The organism is Achromobacter semiaridum (assembly GCF_053543755.1).
The window spans coordinates 1-13,673 of sequence record NZ_JBLVOL010000058.1; the positions used below are offsets into that span (position 1 = coordinate 1).

13 protein-coding genes are annotated in these 13,673 nt (G+C 65.0%); 10 read left to right on the plus strand and 3 right to left on the minus strand.

The window, feature by feature from the left end; translation table 11 throughout:
* Window positions 1-94 precede the first annotated feature (94 nt).
* From dbpA to ACNPP0_RS16225, 5 genes are all read left to right on the plus strand, one after another.
* Complete coding sequence (gene dbpA, locus ACNPP0_RS16205; protein WP_046806836.1) at window positions 95-1,483, plus strand: ATP-dependent RNA helicase DbpA; 1,389 nt, start codon at window positions 95-97, stop codon at window positions 1,481-1,483.
* A gap of 244 nt (window positions 1,484-1,727) precedes the next feature.
* A complete protein-coding gene (locus ACNPP0_RS16210) occupies window positions 1,728-2,135 on the plus strand; it encodes a DoxX family protein (RefSeq protein ID WP_448706457.1) in 408 nt (135 codons plus the stop codon).
* A gap of 258 nt (window positions 2,136-2,393) precedes the next feature.
* A complete protein-coding gene (locus tag ACNPP0_RS16215; protein WP_448706458.1) occupies window positions 2,394-2,555 on the plus strand; it encodes a hypothetical protein in 162 nt (53 codons plus the stop codon).
* Between the two features lie 33 nt (window positions 2,556-2,588).
* Window positions 2,589-4,199, plus strand: coding sequence for an adenylate cyclase (locus tag ACNPP0_RS16220; RefSeq protein WP_448706459.1), 1,611 nt, complete (start codon window positions 2,589-2,591; stop codon window positions 4,197-4,199).
* 85 nt (window positions 4,200-4,284) lie between these two features.
* The gene (locus ACNPP0_RS16225; RefSeq protein ID WP_448706460.1) at window positions 4,285-4,833 is read left to right on the plus strand and encodes a peroxiredoxin; all 549 of its coding nucleotides are present in this window, start codon (window positions 4,285-4,287) and stop codon (window positions 4,831-4,833) included.
* Between the two features lie 75 nt (window positions 4,834-4,908).
* On the opposite strand, the gene ACNPP0_RS16230 is transcribed toward ACNPP0_RS16225, so the two are convergent.
* Window positions 4,909-6,360 (minus strand): CoA transferase, encoded by a 1,452-nt coding sequence (locus ACNPP0_RS16230; protein ID WP_448706492.1) that lies wholly within the window; start codon window positions 6,358-6,360, stop codon window positions 4,909-4,911.
* 354 nt (window positions 6,361-6,714) lie between these two features.
* Here ACNPP0_RS16230 and phrB point away from each other — a divergent pair, with 354 nt between their 5' ends.
* Entirely contained in the window at window positions 6,715-8,136 is a 1,422-nt protein-coding gene (gene phrB, locus ACNPP0_RS16235; protein ID WP_448706461.1) for a deoxyribodipyrimidine photo-lyase, read from the plus strand.
* 26 nt (window positions 8,137-8,162) lie between these two features.
* Here the strand turns inward: phrB and ACNPP0_RS16240 are convergent, their stop codons facing one another.
* Entirely contained in the window at window positions 8,163-8,495 is a 333-nt protein-coding gene (locus ACNPP0_RS16240; RefSeq protein WP_448706462.1) for a tetratricopeptide repeat protein, read from the minus strand.
* Window positions 8,496-8,719: 224 nt separating this feature from the next.
* Between ACNPP0_RS16240 and ACNPP0_RS16245 the strand changes: the two genes are divergently transcribed.
* The 3 genes from ACNPP0_RS16245 (at window position 8,720) to ACNPP0_RS16255 (ending at window position 12,062) form a co-directional block, all read left to right on the plus strand.
* The gene (locus tag ACNPP0_RS16245) at window positions 8,720-10,276 is read left to right on the plus strand and encodes a DUF1800 domain-containing protein (protein WP_448706463.1); all 1,557 of its coding nucleotides are present in this window, start codon (window positions 8,720-8,722) and stop codon (window positions 10,274-10,276) included.
* A gap of 9 nt (window positions 10,277-10,285) precedes the next feature.
* The gene (locus ACNPP0_RS16250) at window positions 10,286-11,482 is read left to right on the plus strand and encodes a DUF1501 domain-containing protein (protein ID WP_332607696.1); all 1,197 of its coding nucleotides are present in this window, start codon (window positions 10,286-10,288) and stop codon (window positions 11,480-11,482) included.
* 88 nt (window positions 11,483-11,570) lie between these two features.
* Window positions 11,571-12,062, plus strand: a complete 492-nt coding sequence (locus tag ACNPP0_RS16255) for a glutathione peroxidase (RefSeq protein WP_448706464.1) — start codon at window positions 11,571-11,573, stop codon at window positions 12,060-12,062.
* A 39-nt stretch (window positions 12,063-12,101) separates the two neighbouring features.
* Here ACNPP0_RS16255 and ACNPP0_RS16260 read toward each other — a convergent pair whose 3' ends face one another.
* A complete protein-coding gene (locus tag ACNPP0_RS16260; protein ID WP_448706465.1) occupies window positions 12,102-12,569 on the minus strand; it encodes an Lrp/AsnC family transcriptional regulator in 468 nt (155 codons plus the stop codon).
* 123 nt (window positions 12,570-12,692) lie between these two features.
* On the opposite strand from ACNPP0_RS16260, the gene ACNPP0_RS16265 reads away from it, so the two are divergent.
* A complete protein-coding gene (locus ACNPP0_RS16265) occupies window positions 12,693-13,592 on the plus strand; it encodes a DMT family transporter (RefSeq protein WP_448706466.1) in 900 nt (299 codons plus the stop codon).
* Window positions 13,593-13,673: the final 81 nt, after the last annotated feature.

Sequence of the window (13,673 nt, forward strand, 5' to 3'; positions counted from 1 at the left end):
GGGCTGGGCTGGGCTGGCGCTAGGGTCCGCCCATTCCAGGGCTTACACTGTCGGTCGACTCCGTTTTTTCGCGGTTTTTGCGAACCGCCCTATTGTGACCAACACGCCCTTTTCCACCCTTCCCCTTCTGCCCGCCCTGCTTGATAACCTGCAAAGCCTGGGGTTCGAGCAGATGACGCCTATCCAGGCGCAAAGCCTGCCGCTGATTTTGGAAGGCCGCGACATCATCGCGCAAGCCAAGACCGGCAGCGGCAAGACCGCGGCATTTGGCCTAGGCGTGCTGCAAAAGCTGGACCCCACGCGCCTGGCGCCGCAAGCGTTGCTGGTGTGCCCCACCCGCGAATTGGCCGACCAGGTAGCGCAGGAACTGCGCCGCCTGGCGCGCCTGATTCCCAACGTGAAGATTTTGACGCTGTGCGGCGGCGCCCCTGCCCGCCCGCAAGCCGAATCGCTGGCGCGCGGCGCGCACCTGGTGGTGGGCACGCCCGGACGTATCCAGGACCATCTGGAACGCGGCAGCCTGGACCTGGCCGGCCTGACCACGCTGGTGCTGGACGAAGCCGACCGCATGGTCGATATGGGTTTCTACGACGACATCGTGGCCATTGCCTCGCACTGCCCCACCAAGCGCCAGACGCTGCTGTTCTCGGCCACCTACCCCGACAACATCCGCAAGCTTAGCGCGCGGTTTCTGCGCAACCCCGCCGAGGTCAAGGTCGAGGCGCAGCACGACGCCAGCCGCATCGAACAGATCTTCTTTGAAATCGACGAAAAAGACCGCCTGGACGCCGTGGCGCGCCTGTTGGCGCATTACCGCCCCGTGTCCACGCTGGCGTTCTGCAATACCAAGGTCCGCAGCCACGACCTGGTGGAACGCCTGCAAGCCGACGGCATCAGCGCGCAAGCGCTTAACGGGGACCTGGAACAGCGCGAACGCGACGAAATCCTGATCCAGTTCGCCAACCAAAGCTGCGCCGTGTTGGTGGCGACCGACGTGGCGGCCCGTGGCCTGGACATCCAGAACCTGGGCGCCGTCATCAATGTGGACGTCACCAAGGACACCGAAGTGCACGTGCACCGCATCGGCCGCAGTGGCCGGGGCGACCAGAAGGGCTTGGCGCTAAGCCTGTGTTCGCCCGACGAAATGCGCTGGGCCAATCTGGTTGAGCAATACCAGGGCTCGCCCTTGAAGTGGGGCGACATCAAATCCCTGAAACCCAAGGCCGACCGTCCCTTGCGCGCGCCCATGGTCACGCTGTGCATCCAGGGCGGCAAGAAAGACAAGCTGCGCCCGGGCGACCTGCTGGGCGCCCTGACCGGTGACGGTGGGCTGACGTTTGAACAGGTGGGCAAGATCAATATCACGGAATTCAACGCCTACGTGGCGCTGGACCGCCAGATTGCCAAACAGGCGTTTTCGCGCGTGTCCAACAGCAACATCAAAGGCCGGCGCTTCCGTATGCGCTTTCTTGAGGAATTCTGATTATTGGCAGGGTTCGATATACCCAGCGGTAATTTATCGGCAGAAATCCCGCATGGCATTACCGCCGGCAATTACCGCCGGGACGTGACGAAAGCTTGATGATTTTGCAGGGCATTTGCCATAATGGCGCCGCTTGACGCAGCCGCCCCGTCGGATGCGCGGCGGTGTGGGCTTGGAACCAATGGTTCGCGGTGGGTTCCAACGAAGCCTTGTCCCCCTTTAACCATCACAAGAGAAACTCACCATGATCAAGTCCGACGATACCGGCAAGCTGATCCTGCGCCTGGCTTTGGGCATCCTGATTCTGCTGCACGGCTTGTCCAAACTGATGGGCAATGGCGTTACCGGCATCAGCGGCATGCTGTCTTCGCACGGCCTGCCGGGCTTTCTGGCCTATGGCGTTTACGTGGGCGAGATCATCGCGCCCGTTCTGCTCATCGTTGGCGTCTACACGCGCCTGGGTGGTCTGATCATCGTCATCAATATGGTGGTTGCCATCTTGCTGGCGCACACCGGGCAGCTCAGCAGCATGACGAACAATGGCGGCTGGGCCCTGGAACTGCAAGGCATGTTCCTGTTCGCCGCGCTGGCGCTGGCCTTCATGGGCGCCGGCCGTTTCAGCCTGGCCGGTAACGGCGGACGCTGGAACTGATCGCCGCCATCGCCGCCATCGCCGTTACGCGGCGTGACGTGGCGTGACGCAAAACGGGGTCGCCATGGCGGCCCCGTTCTTTTTTCCGCAACGTTTGATACCAACGACATGCGCCGTCACGCAGGCGCAAACATCGGTCACGCGAAAGCTGTTTCGGATCGATTACAAGAGGCGAACGACTGCCATCCGGTATGGCCTAATCCTTACCAGCGCACCAAGGGCGTATGACACGCCTGGCGCAGGTAGGGAGTCAAGAACATGAAGAAGAGCCTTTTGTTGATGATGGTGATGGCCAGCATGCTGACCGGATGCGTCGTGGTGCCGGCCCGCCCGGCTTACTATCGCCAGGCGCCGGTGTATTACACACCGCACTATTACTACCCGGCGTATCCCGCGCCGCATTACTACCGCGGTTATTGACCGTCGCCGTCGACGCGTCCTGAAGGAACTGCCATGACGCCCCTGACCCGGATTTCCCGCCTGCGGCCTGCCGCCGCCCACATCGCTCTTGCCGTGTCCTTGCTGGCGGCGGGCAGCGCCGCCGTGGCGCAAACCTACGACGCCCCGCCGCCCCCGCCGGGAGCGCCCGGCGCCCCCGACTACGATGGCGGCGACCCCGCATCCGCGAATCTTGCGCTGGTGGACCGCAGCCCCGAACCCCCGCCGCCCTTGCCCCAGTATGTGCAGCCGCCTGCCCCGGCCGACGGTTATCTGTGGGTGCCTGGCTACTGGAGCCGCAACCGCTACGGCTTTTTCTGGGTGCCCGGCGCCTGGGTGCTGGCGCCCTATAACGGCGCGTTGTGGACGCCCGGATACTGGGGGTTCTCCAATGGGCTGTACGTATGGAGCCCCGGTTACTGGGGCCCCCACGTGGGGTTCTATGGCGGCATCAACTATGGCTTCGGCTATGTCGGCCTGGGCTATGTGGGCGGTTACTGGAAGCGTGACCGCTTCTACTACAACCGTTCGGTGACGAACGTAAACGTCACGCGGGTCACCAACGTCTATAACCACACCGTGGTCGTCAACAACATCGACAACCGCCGCGTCAGCTATCACGGCGGGCCGAACGGCATCCGGCGCGCGGCGGACCCGCGCGAGCTGGCCGCCCGCAACGACCGCCATGCGCCGCCGACCGACATACAGCGCAACTACGTGCGTGAAGCGGGCAATAACCGCGCGCAGTTCTACGACCACAACAAGGGCCGCCCGCCGCAGGCGTTTGTGGATCACCCCGATAACGGTCGCGGGCCACAAGGTGGCCGACCGGGTGGTGACAACAACCGCCCCGACCCGAATCGCGGGAACCCGAATAGGCCGGACCAAGGCCGAGGCCCGGGCCAGACCGTGATCGGGACGCAGGCGCAACGGGATGTGCAGCAGCGGGATGTAGAGCGGGTCCAGCAGCAGATTCAACAGCGAAATCCGCAGCGGGATCAGCAGCAGCGGGATCAGCAGCAGCGCGATCAGCAGCAGCGCGATCAGCAGCAGCGGGATCAGCAGCAGCGCGATCAGCAGCAACGCGATCGCCAGCAAAGAGACGTGCAGCAGCGGGACGTGGAGCGGGTCCAGCAGCAGATTCAACAGCGGGACCAACAGCGGGACCAACAGCAGCGAAGTCAGCAGCAACGCGATCAACAGCAGCGCGCGCAGCAACAGCGTGATCAACAACAAGCGCAACAACAAGCGCAACAGCAATCCCGTCAGCAACAGGCGCGGGATCAGCAGGCGCGCCAGCAGCAGCAAGATCGCGAACAACAGCAAGTGCGTCAGCAACAGGCGCGCGAACAGCAGCAGCAACAGCAACAACAGGCCCGTCAGCAACAGGCCCGCGATCAACAGCAACAGCAGGTGCGCCAGCAACAGGCCCGTGAACAGCAGCAAGGCCGTCAGCAGCAGGCGCGTGAACAACAGGCGCGTGAGCAGCAACAGCAACAAGCCCGCCAGCAACAAGGCCGCGAACAGCAACAGGCGCGGCAACAGCAGGCGCGCGAGCAGCCGCAGCGGCAACCGGGCGGTGGCGGCGATGGCGGTGGCAGAGGCGGTGGCCCCAACCGTGACTGAACTGGACCCTGCGCCGCACGCGGACTACAGTAGGCCACTTGCCGCCACCCGCCGCGCGCCCAACGATTGATTATTGGAGACTTCCATGAAGCGCCTTGTTTCTAGCCTGATGCTCTGCGGCCTGCTGGCCGCCGCATCCGCCCACGCCGCCTTGAACGTGGGCGCGCCCGCGCCCGATTTCAGCACAGACGCCTCGCTGGGCGGCAAGGTCTTCACGTTCAAGTTGAACGACGCGCTAAAGCAAGGCCCGGTCGTCCTGTATTTCTTTCCCGCCGCCTTCACGCAGGGCTGCACCATCGAGGCCCACAACTTTGCCGAAGCCACGGACGAGTACAAGTCGCTGGGGGCCACCGTCATTGGCGTATCTACCGACAACATCGACACGCTGAACAAGTTCTCGGTCAGTGAATGCCGTGGCAAGTTTGCGGTGGCCGCGGATGCCGATGGCAAGATCATGAAGTCGTATGACGCCGTGCACGACAAGCGCCCGGAATACGCGCAGCGGATTTCCTACGTGATTTCACCGCAAGGCAAGATCCTGTATGAATTCACCGATATGAACCCCGAGTCGCATGTGACGAACACCATGCGCGCGCTGCGCGACTGGAAGGCCAAGCAGGAAAAGGCCAAGTAAGAAGCGACTTCAGCAAGCAAGAAAAAAGGCGCCGCACGGCGCCTTCGTTTTTTCCGGCCATAAGCGCGGGACGTCCTACGTGTTAAACGGCCACACCGTCGGATGCGTGCCCGGCGGGCTGGACGGGCGAGTCCAACGAGCCGGCGTTTCGGAAAAGCGCGCGCCATGGCGCACCGCCACCAATTCGCCAAAACCCGATGCTTCCGTTTCCAGCAAGCCGTCAAAGTCCGGCATGCGGCAGTCCAGCCCGCCTTCCACCCTGCCCATCCCGCGCAACCAATGCGCCGTCTGCGCCAGCGACACCCGCACGTGCCAGCTGCCACCTTCTGTTGCTTGCCGCGCCAACGCCACCTGCGCGCCAAACGCCATCAGGTAGCCCGAGGCATGGTCAAGAATCTGCATCGGCAAGGGCTTGGGCGTTTTCTGGCCGGCTGCCTGCGCTTCGGCGTGGTTAAAGCCGGTGGCGGTCTGCACCAGCGAGTCGAAACCCCGGCGGTTGGCCCACGGGCCCACGTTGCCATAGGCCGATAGCGACACATACACGATGCCCGGGCGGATGCGCGCGGCGTCTTCCGGCCCGAAGCCCAGCGCCGCCATCCCGCCCGGCCGATAGCCCTGCACAAACACATGGGCGCTGCGCAGCAGGTTGCCCAGCGCGATACGGCCGTCGGCCGTGTCCAGGTCAGCCAGCACCGAGAGCTTGCCCCGGCTGGTGTCGATGATGTTGTCGATGTTGGGCAACTGCGGTGAGTTCACCAGCATCACGTCGGCGCCGTAAGCGGCCAGCGCGCGGCCACACACGGGGCCGGCGATGATGCGCGTCAGGTCCAGCACGCGGATGTCTTTCAGCGGCCGGGCGTCGTGCCCATACTTGGGCAAGGGACGCGGGTCGGCGTCGCCGATACGCTCGATGGTCATCAGGGGTTGCGCGGCAACGGCCTGGCCTTGCGGATGGCGATCCCATTCGTCAAAGCTGCGCATGGCGGCCACCACCAGGCCCGCGTCAGCGGCCACCTGTTCGAAGTCCAGCGCTTTCCAGCGGCTTAACGCCGCTTGCACCACGTCGCGCGTGGTGCCCTCGCCAACGGGACAGCCCAACAACGCCAGCGCGCCGTCTCGATGGTGGGCAAAGTTGGCATGGATGCGCACCCAGCCCCCGTCGCCACACTGGTACACCCCGCTGATGGGGTCCCAGATATTTGGCGTGACGCCATTGATGGTGAAGTGGCTGCGGCATTCCTGCGCCGCGTGCAGCATGTCTACGCTGACCTGCTGGCGCGCGCCGCCGCGCAGGTGCCAGAGTTCGGCTGCGGCCAGCGCCGCCGCGGCCATGCTGGTCTGCGCCGCCGTCCCCACCGCGAACGAAGACGGCAGCACCGGTTCGGCGCCTGTCAGCATCACGTGTTCAAGGGACTCGTCGGGTAAATCGAAAGAACGCCACAACCTTTGCAGAACGTCGCGCGATGTCGTGGCGGCGGATGTGCGTCCCCGTAGAAAGGACGGGCGAAGGTCCATCAGATTTCCCATAGCGTTCAACTTTTTTTCAGTCGTTGAATCGATTACATGGCGGCGGCCCGGGCGCGTCAATACAAACCTCGCGCCAGCGTGTTTCATGGTTTGACCGCTACGCGCCTGCCGAACCGCCTTGGCGCCCTTGCCGGAATGCCGTCCGGCCTCCCCCGCTGCCCGGGCGGATGGCGCATCCCGCGTGCCGCGCGCAATGCCGCTTGGACCCCGCGCATTCCGCCCCGTCGCGCCGTCACATCTACTCGTAGTTTTTACATCGTCTTCCATGCGGCTTCCGTGCCGCGGGCCAATATAGAATGCCAGCCTCGCCGCGGGTAACGCCCGCCCGCCCACTTTTGCCTGGGATTGAATTCCATGAATACGCTGCTCTGGCTGCGCACCGACCTGCGCATGCACGACAACCCCGCGCTGGCGGCCGCCCGTGAAAATGGCACGGTGACCGCGTTGTTTCTGGCCGCGCCCAAGCAGTGGCGCCTGCATGGCGACGCGCCGGCCAAGGTGGATTTCTGGTTGCGCAACCTGCGTGAACTGTCGCGCGACCTGGGCGAACGCGGCATTCCGCTGAAACTGCTGACCGTGTCGGACTGGAGCCAGGCGCCCCAGGCCATTGCCGATTTCTGCCAGGCGCACGGCATTTCGCAGGTGCACGCCAACACCGAATGGGCGATCAACGAACGCCGCCGCGACGCCGCGGTTGCCGCCGCGCTGGACGGCATCGGCGTGGACTGGACACTGCATCACGGCGCGACCCTGCTGCGCCCGGGCACCGTGACCACCGGCAAGGGCGACTGCTATCGCGTGTACACGCCCTATGCGCGCACCTGCCGCGACCGGCTACGCACGGCGCCGATCATGGCGTTGCCTGCCCCACGCCCACAAACCCCGCCAGACTGGGCCGCCGACCCGTTGCCCGACGCCTTCGACGGCTTTGCCGCCCCCAGCGACGCCGTGCGCGCGCTATGGCCCGCCGGCGAAACCGCCGCCGGAGACCGGCTGGACGCCTTCACCGACGGCATCATCGACGCCTATAAGGAAGAACGCGATTTTCCCTCCCTGCCCGCGACCAGTTGCCTGTCGTCCTACCTGGCGGCCGGCGTGCTGTCGCCCGGCCAGGCGCTGCGCGCGGCGCTGGCGTCCAACCATGGCGAGATCGATAGTGGCAAGGCGGGCGCGGCCACGTGGATCAACGAACTGCTGTGGCGCGAGTTCTATCTGCACCTGCTGGCCGCCTACCCTTCGCTGTCCATGCATCAGCCGATGAAGCCGGAAACCGCCGCCGTTCCGTGGCGCGATGCACCGGATGACCTGCAAGCGTGGCAGCAAGGCCGGACCGGTATTCCGATCGTGGACGCGGCCATGCGCCAGTTGCTGGCGCTGGGCTGGATGCACAACCGGCTGCGCATGGTCACCGCCATGTTCTTGTCCAAAAACCTGTTGATCGATTGGCGGCTGGGCGAAGCGTGGTTCATGGCGCAGCTGGTGGACGGCGACCTGGCGGCCAACAACGGCGGCTGGCAATGGAGCGCGTCCACGGGCGCCGACGCCGTGCCGTACTTCCGCGTCTTCAACCCGCTATCGCAATCACGCCGCTTCGATCCGCGCGGCGTGTTCCTGCGCGAATGGTTGCCTGAACTGGCCGACCTGGACGATAAGGCCATCCACGACCCCAGCCCGATGGAGCGTGCGGCGGCGAGCTACCCGATGCCTATCGTGGACCTGGCACAAAGCCGCTTGCGCGCGTTGGAAGCGTTTGGGAATTTGCCGGCGGTGGCTTGACTGAATCCAGGACGGCGCATGGCCGATCACGAACCCGGCGCCGCCTGCTTGTCCAGGCGCTTGATAAACACCTGCAATTCCTTTTCGACCTGCTTGTCGCCGCGCGCCTGGGCGGCCGCCACACCGCGTTCCCACGCCGCGCGGGCCTCGTTCGTATCGCCCCGCCCCAGGCAGGCTTTGCCCAGCCATTTCCACGCAACGGAATACGCGGGGTCGAATTCCAATGCCGCGCGCATATGGGTTTCGGCTTTTTCAAAGCTGTCTTGTTCGGCATAGGCCTTGCCTAGCGAAAACCGCAGCAACATATTGTCGGTGCCCTTGGCCAACATCGCCTCCAGGCGTTCGATCATTCCTTCCATCGGCGCGCTCCTGCTTTTGGGTTGTGCATCGTCTTGTGCATCGATTTGACGGCAAACGGCCATGATAGGACGCGGTGCGGCCAAGCGCGCCAATGGCCCCAGCGCGTGCCGGGTTGGCGGCCAACTGAAAATTGCGGTTTCCCCGCGTTTCAAGATGCCCCACGCGGGAATGTTCCGAGGATTATCCTGTCACACCGCTTATTGCCCATTAAGGGTTTTGCTTCATGATGCGATTACGAATGCGGCTGACCAAACTCGTGCCGATGCTGTGCCTGGCGCTGGCGAGCGTGGCAGCGGCCGCTGCTTTCCCTGCCGCGGCCACTGCGCCGCAAGAAGACACGCGCGGTCATGAAGCCGCCTTGGTCAACCGCATCACCTGGGGCGCCACGCCCGCCGAGCTTGCCCGCATTCACCAGATGGGCGTGCAGCCCTACCTGCAAGCCCAATTGCACCCGGACCCGCGCGCGCGCCTGCCCGCGGCCGTGCAGTCCGCCATTGACGCGCTGTCCATCAACCAGGAATCGGAACAGGACGCCCAGGCGCGGCAGCGCAAGTTGCGCCAGGATGCACGCGACCTGGATCCGCAAGCCAAGCTGCAAGCGCAGCGCGAAGCGCGCGCGATATCGCAACAGCGCGCCCAGGACGCCGCCAGCCGCGCCGTGTGGCGCGCGCTGTATTCGCCCACCCCCTTGCAGGAGCAGATGACGTGGTTCTGGATGAACCACTTCAATGTGTTCGCGGGCAAAGGCGACGTAGGCACGTATCTGCCGCAATACGAAGAACGCGCCATTCGCCCGCACGCGCTGGGCAAATTCCGCGACATGCTGCGCGCCACCGTCAGGTCGCCCGCCATGCTGGTGTACCTGGACAACACGCGCAATGTGGCGGGGCACATCAACGAAAATTACGCGCGCGAAATCATGGAGCTGCACACGCTGGGCGTGGGCGGCGGCTACACGCAGAAAGATGTGCAGGAACTGGCGCGCATCCTGACCGGCCTGGGCGTGCATAACAGCGACAAGCCGCCCAAGGTAAAACCCGGCCTTCGCGGCGAACTGGTTCAAGACGGGCTGTTCCTGTTCAACCCCGCCCGCCATGATGGCGGCGACAAGGTGTTCCTGGGCCACACCATTCGCGGCGGCGGCTGGGACGAAGTCGATCAGGCCATCGACCTGCTGGCGCGCCATCCGGCGACGGCGCGCTTTGTCAGCACAAAACTGGCCGCCTACTTCGTGGGGGAATCGCCGCCGCCCGCGTTGGTGGCGCGCATGGCTAAAACCTTCCTGGCGCAAGATGGCGATATCGCGGCCACGCTGCAAACGCTGCTCGCCTCGCCGGAATTCGCCAAGTCCTTGAAGGCCGGCGTGTTCAAGGACCCGGTGCATTACGTGTTTTCTGCTTTGCGATTGACCTATGCAGACATGCCGCCCATCCGCAATCCCAAGGCGGTGTTGTCGATGCTGCAACAGATGGGCCAGGGCATGTACCGACGCCCCACGCCTGACGGCTATCCCCTGTCGCAGTCTGACTGGGCGGGCTCGGGGCAGATGACGCAACGGTTTGAAATTGCCCGCGCCATCGCCGCCGCACCGCAGCCGTTTTATCGCACGGCGGACGCGCCCGAGCCGGTGGCGCTGCCCAAGGCGACGCCCTTGCTGGACACCAACCCGGACCTGGCAACAACGCTGTCGCCCGCCACGCGAGACGCCATCGGGCGCGCCGGAAAACCCGTGGACGCCAATACCTACCTGCTGGCCTCGCCAGAATTCATGCGCCGCTAGGAGATCGCGATGGACCGCCGCCGCTTGCTTCAAATGATGGCCACCGCCCCGCTGCTGCTGGGCGGCAGCCGCTTGTATGCGGCGCCCGCCGCGTCAGGCAACCGTTTGCTGCTTGTTTTCATGCGCGGCGCATACGATGCCGCCAGCCTGCTGGTGCCCACGTCCAGCGACTTCTACTACGAGTCGCGCCCCAGCATTGCCATCGCCAGGCCCGGGTCTGGTGATGGCGCCGCCCTGCCGCTGGCCGACGGCTGGGGACTGCACCCGGCGCTGGCCGATAGCCTGCTGCCGTTCTACCGCAACAAGCAGCTGGCCTTTGTGCCGTTTGCCGGCACCGAGGACCTGACCCGCAGCCACTTCGAAACGCAGAACAGCATCGAGCTGGGCCAAGGCGCCCGCAAGGATGGCAATTACCGATCGGGGTTTTTGAACCGGTTGACATTGGCGCTGGGCGCCAAGGGTTCGCACCCGGCCGCCTTCACCGCGGACGTGCCGCAAATTTTGCGTGGCGATGCCCGCGTGCCCAATGTGGACCTGGGCGGCGCGAATCGAAAATCGCGCTTGAGCGACGCCGACCACCGCGCCATTGCCGCGATGTACCGCGACACGGATCTACACGCGGCCGTGGACGAAGGCCAGCGCGTCATGGGCGCCACCCGGCAGGAACTGGACGCCGAAATGCAGGCCGCAAACGGCAACGCGGTGTCCACCGACAAACTGGAAAAGGAAATACGCCGCATCGCCCGCTTCATGACCGACCGCTACAACGTCGGGTTTGTGGACGTGGGCGGCTGGGACACGCACGTCGGCCAAGGCGCCGCCACGGGCGCTTTGGCCGGCCGGCTGGCCCAGTTGGGCCGCGCGCTGGCCGCCTATGCCGACGCGATGGGCTCGGCCTGGGGCCAGACCACCGTCGTGGTCATCAGCGAATTTGGCCGCACGTTTCGCGAAAACGGCAACAAGGGCACGGACCACGGCCACGGCACCGTGTACTGGGTGATGGGCGGAAACGTGCGCGGTGGCCGGATTGCCGGACGCCAGGTGCCGGTCCGGCACGACACGCTGTTCCAGGACCGCGACTACCCCGTGCTGAACGAATACCGCGCCGTGTTCGCCGGCCTGTTCTCGCGCTTGTACGGGCTGGACAAGGCCCGCCTGGCGCAGGTGTTCCCCGGCGTGGCGCCCGTGGATCTCGGATTGGTCTGATACCCGGCATGCGCACGCGGCGCTACACTCCACGAGCCAATTGGCGCACCGACGCGCCCGCGTCGCAACGCCTGACACAGGAGCCCGCATGAGCACGATTTTCGATTTCACCGCCCGCGACATACATGGGGTGGATCAATCCCTGGACACGTATCGCGGCCGTGTGCTGCTGGTGGTCAACGTGGCATCCAAATGCGGCTTCACGCCGCAATACTCGGGGCTGGAACAGCTGTACCGCTCACTGCGCGACGACGGCTTCACGGTGCTGGGCTTTCCGTGCGACCAATTCGGCCATCAGGAACCGGGCGACGAAGCCGAAATCCGCAACTTCTGCGCCACGCAGTACGACATCAGCTTTCCGCTCTTTGCCAAGATCGACGTCAACGGGGCCGACGCGCATCCGCTGTACCGCTGGCTAAAGGGCGAAAAGCCCGGCGTCTTCGGCACCGAAGGCATCAAGTGGAACTTCACCAAATTCCTGGTGGGCCGGGATGGGCAGGTCATCAAGCGCTACGCGCCCACCGACACGCCGGCGGGTTTGAAGGACGACGTGGCGCGGGCGTTGTCGGCGCCGGTGTAAGACCGAGGCTCGGCGTAAGAGGAAGCTTGGCACGTCCCCTTAGCGCAACGGCGGCAGGCGGCGGCGCACCGTATGCGCCTTGACGATGGCGGTGTTGGTTTCGGCGAACTCGGTCACGCGTTCCAGGATGCCGTCCAGATGCGAGATCGACCGCAGCACCACGCGGGCGATAAAGCAGTCATCGCCCGTGACCTTGTCGCACTCGACGAATTCCGGAATTTCCTCGATCAGCCCTTCCACGTGACGCAATTGCCCCGGCAAGGGCCGAATGCGCACAACGGCTTCCAGCGTGTAGCCCAGCGCCACCGGGTCCACATCCAGCGTGTAGGCGCGGATAACGCCGGATTCCTCCAGGCGCCGCAGCCGGTCCGCCACGCTGGGCGCCGACATGCCCACCTGGCGAGCCAGGTCGGCTGTGGTGGTCCGCGCGTTGGCCGCCAGGGTCTGCACCAGGCGGCGATCGATACCGTCCAGAACCGGATTTTCGTTTTTTAGGTCATTGTGCATAAATTTCACCTAAATGAAGGTTGGCGCCTGAAAGCGCCACGCAATCATCATATAACCGACCTCATGCGCCTGGGATAATTTCTCCATCAAGAACGTGGCCGGACGGCCGATGGAGAACCCCTCATGACCCCCGCATCAGAACGCCTTGGCCTGGCGCAAATGGCCGCCGCGATGACCTTATCCGGCACCCTGGGCGTGTTTGTCCTGGAATCCGGTCAAAGCGCCTGGAACGTCGTTTTCTTTCGCTGCCTGTTCGGGGCCATGGCGCTGTTTATCTATTGCTGGTCGCGCGGTTTGCTCAAGCCCGGCCTGTTCACCCGGAAGACGCTGGCCTTGGCGCTGGTGGCCGGCGCCGCGCTGGTCATGAACTGGGTCTTGCTATTTTCTGCCTACCGGCTGGCGTCCATTTCGCTGGCCACCGCCGTCTACAACGTGCAGCCCTTCTTTTTGATCGGGCTGGGCGTGCTGTTCCTGGGCGAACGCCCGTCGCGCGGCAAGCTGGCCTGGTCCGTGGTGGCGTTTGCCGGGCTGCTGCTGGTGCTGCGGCTGACCGACACGCACACGGGCGGGCAGGCCTATCTGTCGGGCCTGCTGCTGGGCCTGGGCGCGGCCGCGCTGTATGGCGTGACGGCGGTCATCGTCAAGCGCTTGAAGGGCGTGCCGCCGCAAGTGCTGGCGCTGGTTCAGGTGACGCTGGGCGCCGTGATGCTGCTGCCGATGGCGGACTTCAGCGCCGTGCCGACCGCGCCGCTGCAATGGGGCTATCTGGTGGCGCTGGGGCTGGTGCATACGTGCTTGATGTATATCCTGATGTATTCGGCCATCCAGAAGCTGCCGACCACATCCACCGCCGCGCTCAGCTTCATCTACCCCGCCGTGGCGATCCTGCTGGACCTGGTCGTCTACGGCCAGCGCATGGACCCCATGCAGGTGGTGGGCGTGGCGATGATCTTCGTGGCCGCCGCCGGCGTCAGCCTGAACTGGACGTGGCGGCTGCCGGGCGGGTCGCACCGGGTGGTGTAAGGCGCGGATCTGGGCCCGCCAAGAAACCCGCCCCCGGCCCCGGTTATTCGGGGTCGGCCACAATGCCTGCCGCTATCATGG